Genomic DNA, 9,270 nt, shown 5'->3' on the forward strand with positions numbered 1-9,270 from the left:
AGATTTATGTCGGCGACGCATTCGAGCGGGTGATCGCCGATCAGCTCGACTTCCTCGAGAAGAACCTGAAATGACTGCCTAGCGGTCTAGCGGATGACGCTGATGCCGCCGTCTACCGGGATCACCGCACCGGTGATGTAGGTGCTGGCGCGGCTGGTGAGAAAGACCGAGATGCCCGCGATGTCGTCGGGTTGGCCGACGCGGCCCAGCGGCAAGTGAGCGCCGACCACATCGGCTCCCGCCGCTAGCAACTCCTTGGTCATCCGGGAGGGGAAGAGCCCGGGCGCAATCGCGTTGACCAGAATCCGCGGCGCCAGCTCGCCGGCGAGATGTTGGGTCAGCATGTGCACGGCGGCCTTGCTCGCGCTGTAGGAGAAGTTGTCCCGGCCGCGTCCCGGCGGGACGATTCCGTCGATGCTGCCGGTGTTGATGACGCGCGCCGGATCGTCGTCGGTCGCAGCGGCCGTCAGCATCGGCACCAGGGCACGGGTCAGCAGGAACACGCCTTTGACGTTGACGTCGAGAACCTTGTCGAAGCCCGATTCGGGAAACTCGCTGAACGGCGCCCCCCACGCCGCGCCGGCGTTGTTGAACAGCGCGTGGATCGCGTCCTCCCGCTCGGCGAGATCGGCGACCAGCGCCTGAACGCCGTCGACGGTGCCGAGATCGGCGGGAATCGCCTGCACCGGTCCGTGAACTGACAACTCGGCGACGGCGGCGTCGAGTTCGGCCTTTTTGCGGCTGGACAGATACACCGTCGCGCCCGCCTGCAGCAGTCCGCGCGCCATCATCACGCCGATGCCCCGGCCACCTCCGGTGACCACGGCGACCTTCCCGTCGAGGCGAAACATCTCAGTCATGGCCACCAGTCTGGATGTTGGCGCATCGAAGGCGTCCAGCGGGACTCTCAACCGCTACGTATAGAACGTTTAGTTTGTACTAAACGTGATGTATAGTTCCGACGGTGATGTCTTCGGACGAAGCTGAGTTCGTTGACCGCATGGGCTTGTTCTTCGAGACGATCGGCGCCACGCGGACAATGGGCCGCCTCTACGGCTGGTTGATGATCTGCGAGCCGCCGCAGCAGTCGTTGAGCGAGCTGGCGACCGCCCTGTCGGTGAGCAAGGCATCCGTCAGCACCGTGGCCCGACAGCTACAAGAGGGCGGCATGGTCGAGCGGTTGCCGTCGGCCACCCGCCAGCACCGCTACCGCATCACGCCCGGCGGCTTCACCCATGTGCTCAACGTGCAACTGACCTTGATGGGGTCGGGCATCCACGCCGCCGACTTCGGCCTGCAGCTGCTCGGCGACGACAAAGCCGAACAGCGTGAGCGACTCCAGGACTTCCGGGACTTCTGCGAATTTTCTGGCGGCGACTACCGCGACGAGTTGACGCATCGTTGGGAGAAATTTCGGGCGGATAGGAGATCACAATGACGGACCAGTCCAGCAAGCTCGATTTCTCCGGCGTGCGCTGGGGCTCGGTGGAATGGACCAACCTGTGCACGCTGTATTTGCGTGCATACGAAAGCCGGTTGGAGCGGCCGGTCCTCGGTGACCGGGCAGCCGCCGAGGCGATCGATCGGATCAACTACGACTTCGCCCGAATGCACCGGGCCGCGCAGCCGTGGGCCAATCAGTTCCTGGTTGCGTTGCGCGCCAAGCAACTCGACACCTGGGCCGACGATTTCTTGCGCCGCAATCCCGATGCGGTCGTACTGCATCTGGGCTGTGGGCTGGACAGTCGCGCATTTCGGCTCGACGTGGCGTCGGGGGTGTCATGGTTCGACGTCGACATGCCCGGCGTCATCGCGCTGCGACGACAGCTCTACACCGATCGCACCGGCTACACGATGATCGGGGCATCAGTCACCAAACCCGGCTGGCTGGATCAGATCCCGACCGGCCGTCCCGCGCTGATCGTTGCCGAGGGCCTGCTGATGTACCTCGACGAGACCGAACTACGCGATCTGCTGCAACGGCTGACCGATCGCTTCGGCACCGGCGAGCTGCTGGCCGACCTGCTTTCACCGTGGGGCCCGCGGTTCTCCAATTCGCCGCTGCTCTCCAAGGCTTCGACGTCGGGAATCACCAAATGGGGCACCAAAGATGGCCACGAGCTGCCCGAGTGGATTCCACGGCTGCAGCTGGTCGAGACAACAATGTTCCTCGACGCCGCGAAGATCTCGCTGAAGCCGCAAAGGACGCTCTACCGAATCCTGGCGGCTGTTCCTTTTATGAGGAACTACGACCGGCTGTATCGATTTCAGTTCTGATCCCGAGCGGCGACTCCACCCGGATCGACTCATCACGGATCAGGCCTCGCAGCAATGCAGTGCTGAATTCGGCGGCGATTTCCTTGGCGCTGCGGCGGCCGCTTGGCCGCAGCCAGCGGTAGGCGCCAAGCGTCATCCCGATGTAGCCGAGTGCCAGCACGTGGGAGTCGCATGGATAGAACTCGCCGCTGGCAATGCCCCGGTCGATCAGCCCATGCACGTGCTCGTAGACCTGGGTTTCCTTCTCGCGGATGGAGGCGACCTGCTCCTCGGTGAACCACTCGGTGATGTAGGGCTGCTCCTGGAAGTACACGGCGGCCCGCTCGGGGTTGGCCGCGATCCCGGTGAGCAGGCGGACGGTGTATTGGTAGAGCGCTTCGCGCGCGGTCCAGGAGGGGTCGTCGTGCACGGCGGCCAGCGTGCCCTCGGCGGCCTGGCGGTAGATGTCGAAGAGGATCAGCGACTTGCTGGCGTAGTAGTGGTAGACAGTGGCCTTGTTGAGCCCGACCACGTCGGCGACGTCGTCCATCCGGGTGCCGTGGTAACCGCGGCCGGCGAACAGTTTGGTGGCAACAGTCAGCAACTCCTCGCGGCGGGAGAGGCCGTTCTCGGATGGCATGTCTACTCGCTATCGGCAGGCGGGGGTTGCCCGGGTGTCAATCAACTAGTTGGATAGTCTAGGCAAGGCGGTTGTTCACTGTTGCGCATTGCCCCGTCGGACTAGACTGCTGCGTGAGCGGAACGATCGAGCGCAATCGAGAGGGTGGGTAGATGGATCCGGATCCGAGCTACGACTTTTCTGACGAACTCGAGTTCTACTTCAAGTACTCGCTGTGGGGCTTGCGGGGCGTCGTCGACGGTAACGGCTACCCGCCACCGGCTTATCCGCCCGTTTAGAGGGCCGGCGCTATAGCGCCTTGAGTTCCTCGGCGACCGCGGTCACCGATTTCTTCGCGTCGCCAAACAGCATTGTGGTTCCCTCACCGTAGAACAGCGGGTTGTCGATACCTGCGAATCCGGAGTTCATCGACCGCTTGAGCACGATCACCGACCTGGCCTTATCCACGTTGAGGATCGGCATGCCGTAGATCGGGCTGGAGGCATCGTTGCGGGCCGCCGGGTTGGTGACGTCATTGGCGCCGATGACGATCGCGACGTCGGTACGGCCGAACTCGTCGTTGATGTCATCCATGTCTTTCATCGCGTCGTAGTCGACTTCGGCCTCGGCCAGCAACACGTTCATGTGGCCCGGCATCCGGCCGGCGACGGGATGGATCGCGTATTTGACCGCCACACCCTTGTCCTCCAGCAGCGCCGCCATGTCCTTGACAGCGTGCTGCGCCTGAGCGACCGCCAAGCCGTAGCCCGGCACCACGATCACCTGGTTGGCGTAGGCCATCTGAATCGCCGCATCGGCAGCCGAGGTTGACTTGACGGTCTTGTCGCCGCCGCCGTCGCCGCTGGGGGCCACCCCGCCGCCGCCGAACCCGCCGGCGACGATCGCCGGGATCGACCGGTTCATCGCCTTGGCCATCAGGTTGGTCAGGATCGAACCTGAGGCGCCGACGATCATCCCGGCGACGATCATCGCGGTGTTGTTCAGCGCCAACCCGGCGGCCGCGGCCGACAGCCCGGTCATCGCGTTGAGCAGCGAGATCACCACGGGCATGTCGGCGCCGCCGATCGGCAGCACCACCATCAGGCCCAGCACACCCGCGGCGGCGAGCAGGCCGATCATCCACCACAGTGATGCTCCGGCTGTCCCGCCGGGCGGGCCGGGATGCGCGTGTAGCCCGATGACGATCGCGGCTGCGACGGCGGCGGCCAGCAGCAGCAGGTTGACCGGTTGCTGAGCCCTCCCGAAGCCGATCGGTGATCCGGAGATGAGCTCTTGCAGCTTGCCGAACGCGATGATCGATCCCCAGAACGAGATCGAGCCGATGACCGCGGCGAACAACGACGCAACCACGATGTGTGCGGTCGGCGACTCGCCGTGCTGGAAGGCTGAAAAGCCGTCCGTCTCAATGAATTCCGCGAGCGCAATGAGCGCGACCGTGCCACCGCCGACGCCGTTGAAGAACGCCACCAGCTGCGGCATGGCGGTCATTTTGGTGTAGCGGGCCGGCGGGACACCGAGCAGGACACCCACCACCAGGCCGGCGATGATCAGTGCCCATTGGTCGGTGTGCCGGATCTTGATCAGCGTCGCCGTCACGGCGAGCGCCATTCCGACCGCGGCGATCAGGTTGCCGCGCACCGCGGTCTTGGGCCCGGTCAGGCCCATCAAGCCGTAAATAAACAGCGCGAACGAGATGACGTAGAGACCGATTACCAAGTAGTTCATTTGGCAGCCGGCGCTTCCGTTTTCTCGGCCTTGGCCTGCTGCACAGGCTTTTTCCCTTTGAACATGCCGAGCATCCGGTCAGTAACAATGAAACCGCCGATGACGTTCAGCGTTCCGAACACCACCGCGACGAACAAGATGATCTGCACTGCCAGCGACGGATGCTCTACCTCGCCGAACACCACCAGCGCGCCGAGAACCACGATGCCGTGGATGGCGTTGGTCCCCGACATCAGCGGGGTGTGCAACGTGTTGGGCACCTTGGAAATCACTGCGAACCCGACGAATCCGGACAGCACCAGGATCGCCAGGTTGGACAGAAGTTCGTCATACATCCCGTGCATTTATGCGTTCTCCCCTCGGGTCACACATGAGTCCGCGACGACTTCGTCGTCAAAGTCCGGGGCCAGCTTGCCGTCTTTGATCAGCAGGTCCAGCAGGGCCGTGATGTTCTTGCTGTAGAGCTCGCTCGCATGCTCCGGCATGGTCGCGGGCAGGTTCAGCGGCGAAGCGATCGTGACGTCGTGTTTGACCACCGTCTGCCCGGGTTCGGTGAGCTCGCAGTTGCCGCCGGTCTCGCCGGCCAGGTCCACGACCACGCTGCCGGGCTTCATGGCCTCGACTGCGGCGGCAGTCACCAGGCGCGGCGCGGCGCGACCCGGTACCAGCGCGGTCGTGATCACGACGTCGAATCCGCTGATCGCGTCTTCCAGCGCCTTCTGCTGTTGCGCGCGTTCGTCCTCGGTGAGCTCACGGGCGTACCCGCCCTCACCGGCGGCCTCGATGCCGATGTCCAGCCACTGCGCCCCCACCGACCGCACCTGGTCGGCAACCTCGGGGCGCACGTCGTAGCCGGTGGTACGCGCGCCCAGTCGCTTTGCCGTCGCCAGCGCCTGTAGCCCGGCCACTCCGACGCCCAACACCAGCACGGTGGCCGGCTTCACTGTGCCCGCCGCGGTCGTCAGCATCGGGAAGAACCGCGTCGACTCGGAGGCCGCGAGCAGCACGGCCTTGTAACCGGCGACGTTGCCTTGCGACGACAACGCGTCCATCGCCTGTGCGCGCGAGATCCGCGGAATGGCTTCAAGCGCGAATGCCTGCACACCGGCCTGCTTGAGCGCGCCGATCGAGTTCTCCGCGTTGCGCGGAGCCAGGAAGCCGATCAGTGTCTGCCCGCTGTGCAGCTTGCCTACCTCGTCGGCGGTCGGTGGTGCGACCTTGACGACGACGTCGGCCGCCCAGGCATCACCGATGCTGGCGCCGGCCTCGGTATAGAGGTCGTCGGGAAGCAGCGCACCTTCGCCCGCCCCCGACTCCACCACGACGGCGACACCGCTTTTCACCAGCGGCCCGACCGCCTTCGGCACCAGCGCAACCCGTCGCTCGTCGGTCCCGGACTCGGCGACCACCCCCACCGTCGTGTGCGTATCTGTCATGGCCTGTACGTCTAGCCTTTCCTGCCATTTTTGACCGGCCCTGGCCTGGCCGCGCCCCGCCGAGCCTAGCGGGTAGCGACCGGAGCGCGGCGTGGCCGTCGGGTCTCCGATTTGGTGAAGTCGACACCACCGCCGGTTGACTAACGTTTGTTGGGTGTCGACGGGCAGATCGCGCGCACTGGCGTTGCTGCTGGTGCCGTGCGTTGCCCTGACCGGCTGCAGCCGCGTCGTCTCGGGCGATGCGCGCAGCGCTCCCCGTGCCGGCGGCGCGAGCGGGCCTATCCAGCCGTCGCAGCTTGACCAATTGCTCACGCCATCGTCGTCGCTGTCGGTTCTGCCGGGAACGCCCCTGGCCGAGACCGACATGCAGTCGTCGTTGTTCATCGGCGCCGATCCGGCCGACTGTCACGGAGTGGTCGCGTTCGGCCGCTACCCGCTGTTCCCGACGAACTACACCGGCCGGGAAGCACGTACACAGACCGATGGCGGCCGAGACAACGAGCACCAGCTACTCGAGGCGTCGGCGAGCTATCCGGGTGATTTCAGCGCATCGGCGTTTCTCGATTCGGTTCGCAAAAAAGTCGACGCCTGCCAGCGGCCGGTCCACGTGTGGGGTGACGATCAGAAGAGGTTCACCGTCATCCCGGCGCCGCTCATTTCCGACTCGCCCAACATCGCGCACTGGTCGACCAGCCTGGCGGGCGACCAGTGGATCTGCGAGTACTCGGTGATCGCGCTGGCGAATGTGATCTCCGAAGTGGCCACCTGCTCTGCGAATCGGTCCATCGACAATGGGGCCGTCGCCGCCAGGCGGTTGAAGAAGATCGAGGAGCTGCTCAACGCGACGGGCTGACGCCTGCGAGTCACCAAAGCGGGAAATCTTGGCCATGCTCCTCCTGCGAACGAGGGCCGAAGTAGCGTCGCAGCGATTCGTCGATCGGGACGTCGTTGATGCTGGCTTCGCGCCGGGCCATCAGCCCCGCTGGGGTGAACTCCCACAGTTCGTTGCCATAGCTGCGGTACCACTGTCCGCTGGCATCGTGAGACTCGTACTGGAACCGCACCGCAATCCGGTTGTCGTGGAAATCCCACAGGGCTTTGCGCAGCGAATAGTCCAGCTCACGTTGCCACTTGCGGGTCAGGAACGCCACGATCGCGTCCCGGCCGACGACGTGCTCGCTGCGGTTTCGCCATTGCGAGTCGACGGTGTAGGCCTTGCTGACGTGCTCGGGGTCGCAGGTGTTCCAGGCGTCCTCGGCGGCCTGAACCTTCTGGATCGCGGTCTCGAGGGTGAAGGGCGGGAACGGGGGCCGGGATTCGGAAGTTTCAGCCATGACCCCATCGTGCGCCACTGCGAGCGCCGACGACTTCGCCGAGATTGCAACCACGCACATCTGCCGCGGCGTGTCGTGTGCGTCGTTTCAGTGTCGCGACTCCGAGACCTGAAACGACGCTTCTCGACACGTGTCCTATCGTGACGGGCATGGACTTCGCGATGTCAGCCAAAGCCAGCGACTACCACAAACGGCTGTCCGAGTTCATCACCGAATACGTCTTTCCGGCCGAGGCCGAATATGACCGGTATCGGCACGAGGCCGGGCCGAACGATCACACCGTTCCGCCGATCATCGAGGAGTTGAAGACCAAGGCCAAAGCGGCCGGTCTGTGGAACCTGTTCCTGCCGGCCGAATCGGGGCTGACGAACCTGGAATACGCTCCGCTGGCCGAGCTGACGGGCTGGAGCCTGGAGATCGCGCCCGAGGCGATCAACTGTGCGGCACCGGACACCGGCAACATGGAGACCCTGCACCTTTTCGCCACCGAGGAGCAGCGCAAGCAGTGGCTCGAGCCGCTGCTGAACGGTGAGATCCGCAGCGGCTTTTCGATGACCGAGCCCGCGGTCGCCAGCAGCGATGCCCGCAACATTGAAACCTCGATCATGCGCGACGGCAGCGACTACGTGATCAACGGCCGCAAATGGTGGACCTCGGGTGCTGCTGATCCACGCTGCAAGATCCTGATCGTGATGGGCCGCACAAATCCTGAGGCGGCAAGCCACCAACAGCAGTCAATGGTTCTGGTACCGATCGATACGCCGGGTGTCACGGTGGTCCGCTCGACATCGGTCTTCGGTTACCAAGACCAGCCCGGGCACTGCGAAATCATCTACGACAACGTTCGGGTACCGGTCACCAACCTGCTCGGCGAAGAAGGTGGCGGCTTCGCGATCGCCCAGGCGCGGCTGGGACCGGGCCGCATCCACCACTGCATGCGCGCCCTCGGCGGAGCCGAACGCGCGCTGGCTCTGATGGTGCACCGGGCCAACACCCGGATCGCGTTTGGCCGTCCGCTGGCCGACCAAGGTTTGGTGCAGCAGGCAATTGCCAAGTCCCGCAATGAGATAGATCAAGCCAGGCTCCTGTGCGAGAAGGCGGCCTGGACCATCGACCAACACGGCAACAAGGCAGCGCATCTACTGGTGTCACAGATCAAAGCGGTGGCACCGCAGATGGCTTGCGACGTCATCGACCGAGCCATCCAGGTGCACGGTGCGGCCGGCGTCAGCGAAGATACGGCGCTGGCCCGGCTGTACGCCTGGCAACGCGCAATGCGCATCTTCGACGGACCCGACGAGGTGCACATGCGATCCATCGCACGCGCCGAGCTCGGCCGGGAGCAAAGCGCTTTCGCTGCGGCGGTCACCTAACATGACCTTTAGCGTGCGGGAGCTGCAGGGGGCCTGGAACTTTCGCGATGTTGCGGATAGCACCGGCGTCCTGCGACCGGGCCGGCTGTTTCGTTCCGGCGAGCTCAGCGATCTCGGCGACGACGGCCGCGACGAGTTACACCGGTTGGGCATAACCGATGTCGCCGATCTGCGTTCACGCCGCGAGGTCGAGCGCCATGGGCCGGGCCGGGTGCCCGACGGCGTGCAGATACACCTACTGCCCATCCCGGATCTCGGGCCCGACGAACTCGACCCGGACGGCTCGGACGGTCATGCGCCCCACGAGCATGCGTTTCGACGACTGCTGGAAGATAAGGCCGACGAGGAACCCGTCAGCGAGGCGGCCAGCCGCTACATGATCGACGAGTACAGCCGGTTTCCCACCTACAACGGCGCGCAGCAGGCATTGCATCGCGTGGTCAACTTGCTGGCCGACGGGCGCTCGGTGCTCACCCACTGTTTCGCCGGTAAGGACCGCACCGGCT

General features: G+C 64.8%; 12 protein-coding genes. 6 read left to right on the forward strand and 6 right to left on the reverse strand.

Annotated elements, in window-relative coordinates; translation table 11 throughout:
- Positions 1-86: 86 nt before the first annotated feature.
- Positions 87-860: an SDR family oxidoreductase gene (locus tag WBF82_RS17400; RefSeq protein ID WP_424384210.1), complete on the reverse strand. Its 774-nt coding sequence runs from the start codon at positions 858-860 to the stop codon at positions 87-89.
- Positions 861-967: 107 nt separating this feature from the next.
- Between WBF82_RS17400 and WBF82_RS17405 the strand changes: the two genes are divergently transcribed.
- Entirely contained in the window at positions 968-1,438 is a 471-nt protein-coding gene (locus WBF82_RS17405) for a GbsR/MarR family transcriptional regulator (protein WP_424384219.1), read from the forward strand.
- Entirely contained in the window at positions 1,435-2,277 is an 843-nt protein-coding gene (locus tag WBF82_RS17410) for a class I SAM-dependent methyltransferase (RefSeq protein WP_424384211.1), read from the forward strand. The genes WBF82_RS17405 and WBF82_RS17410 overlap by 4 nt, the downstream gene beginning before the upstream one ends.
- On the opposite strand, the gene WBF82_RS17415 is transcribed toward WBF82_RS17410, so the two are convergent.
- Positions 2,237-2,896: a TetR/AcrR family transcriptional regulator gene (locus WBF82_RS17415; RefSeq protein WP_424384212.1), complete on the reverse strand. Its 660-nt coding sequence runs from the start codon at positions 2,894-2,896 to the stop codon at positions 2,237-2,239. The genes WBF82_RS17410 and WBF82_RS17415 overlap by 41 nt on opposite strands.
- Positions 2,897-3,048: 152 nt before the next feature.
- On the opposite strand from WBF82_RS17415, the gene WBF82_RS17420 reads away from it, so the two are divergent.
- Positions 3,049-3,174: a hypothetical protein gene (locus WBF82_RS17420; RefSeq protein WP_324857409.1), complete on the forward strand. Its 126-nt coding sequence runs from the start codon at positions 3,049-3,051 to the stop codon at positions 3,172-3,174.
- Positions 3,175-3,184: 10 nt separating this feature from the next.
- Here the strand turns inward: WBF82_RS17420 and WBF82_RS17425 are convergent, their stop codons facing one another.
- Genes WBF82_RS17425 through WBF82_RS17435 form a run of 3 tightly spaced genes read right to left on the reverse strand, consistent with a single transcriptional unit; the run spans position 3,185 to position 6,057 of the window.
- Positions 3,185-4,621, reverse strand: a complete 1,437-nt coding sequence (locus WBF82_RS17425) for an NAD(P)(+) transhydrogenase (Re/Si-specific) subunit beta (protein WP_424384213.1) — start codon at positions 4,619-4,621, stop codon at positions 3,185-3,187.
- A complete protein-coding gene (locus WBF82_RS17430) occupies positions 4,618-4,956 on the reverse strand; it encodes an NAD(P) transhydrogenase subunit alpha (protein WP_424384214.1) in 339 nt (112 codons plus the stop codon). Before WBF82_RS17430 ends, WBF82_RS17425 begins: the two co-directional genes overlap by 4 nt.
- 9 nt (positions 4,957-4,965) lie before the next feature.
- Complete coding sequence (locus WBF82_RS17435) at positions 4,966-6,057, reverse strand: Re/Si-specific NAD(P)(+) transhydrogenase subunit alpha (RefSeq protein WP_424384215.1); 1,092 nt, start codon at positions 6,055-6,057, stop codon at positions 4,966-4,968.
- A 154-nt stretch (positions 6,058-6,211) separates the two neighbouring features.
- Between WBF82_RS17435 and WBF82_RS17440 the strand changes: the two genes are divergently transcribed.
- Positions 6,212-6,910, forward strand: a complete 699-nt coding sequence (locus tag WBF82_RS17440; protein ID WP_424384216.1) for a sensor domain-containing protein — start codon at positions 6,212-6,214, stop codon at positions 6,908-6,910.
- A 10-nt stretch (positions 6,911-6,920) separates the two neighbouring features.
- Here the strand turns inward: WBF82_RS17440 and WBF82_RS17445 are convergent, their stop codons facing one another.
- Positions 6,921-7,391: a DUF1348 family protein gene (locus WBF82_RS17445; protein ID WP_424384217.1), complete on the reverse strand. Its 471-nt coding sequence runs from the start codon at positions 7,389-7,391 to the stop codon at positions 6,921-6,923.
- 161 nt (positions 7,392-7,552) lie between these two features.
- Here WBF82_RS17445 and WBF82_RS17450 point away from each other — a divergent pair, with 161 nt between their 5' ends.
- Positions 7,553-8,764 (forward strand): acyl-CoA dehydrogenase family protein, encoded by a 1,212-nt coding sequence (locus WBF82_RS17450; RefSeq protein ID WP_424384220.1) that lies wholly within the window; start codon positions 7,553-7,555, stop codon positions 8,762-8,764.
- 1 nt (position 8,765) lies between these two features.
- Positions 8,766-9,270: tyrosine-protein phosphatase (locus WBF82_RS17455; protein ID WP_424384218.1), on the forward strand; the 505-nt coding region annotated here is incomplete at its 3' end.

The sequence above is a fragment of the Mycobacterium sp. genome, assembly GCF_049673265.1.
Lineage (GTDB): Bacteria > Actinomycetota > Actinomycetes > Mycobacteriales > Mycobacteriaceae > Mycobacterium.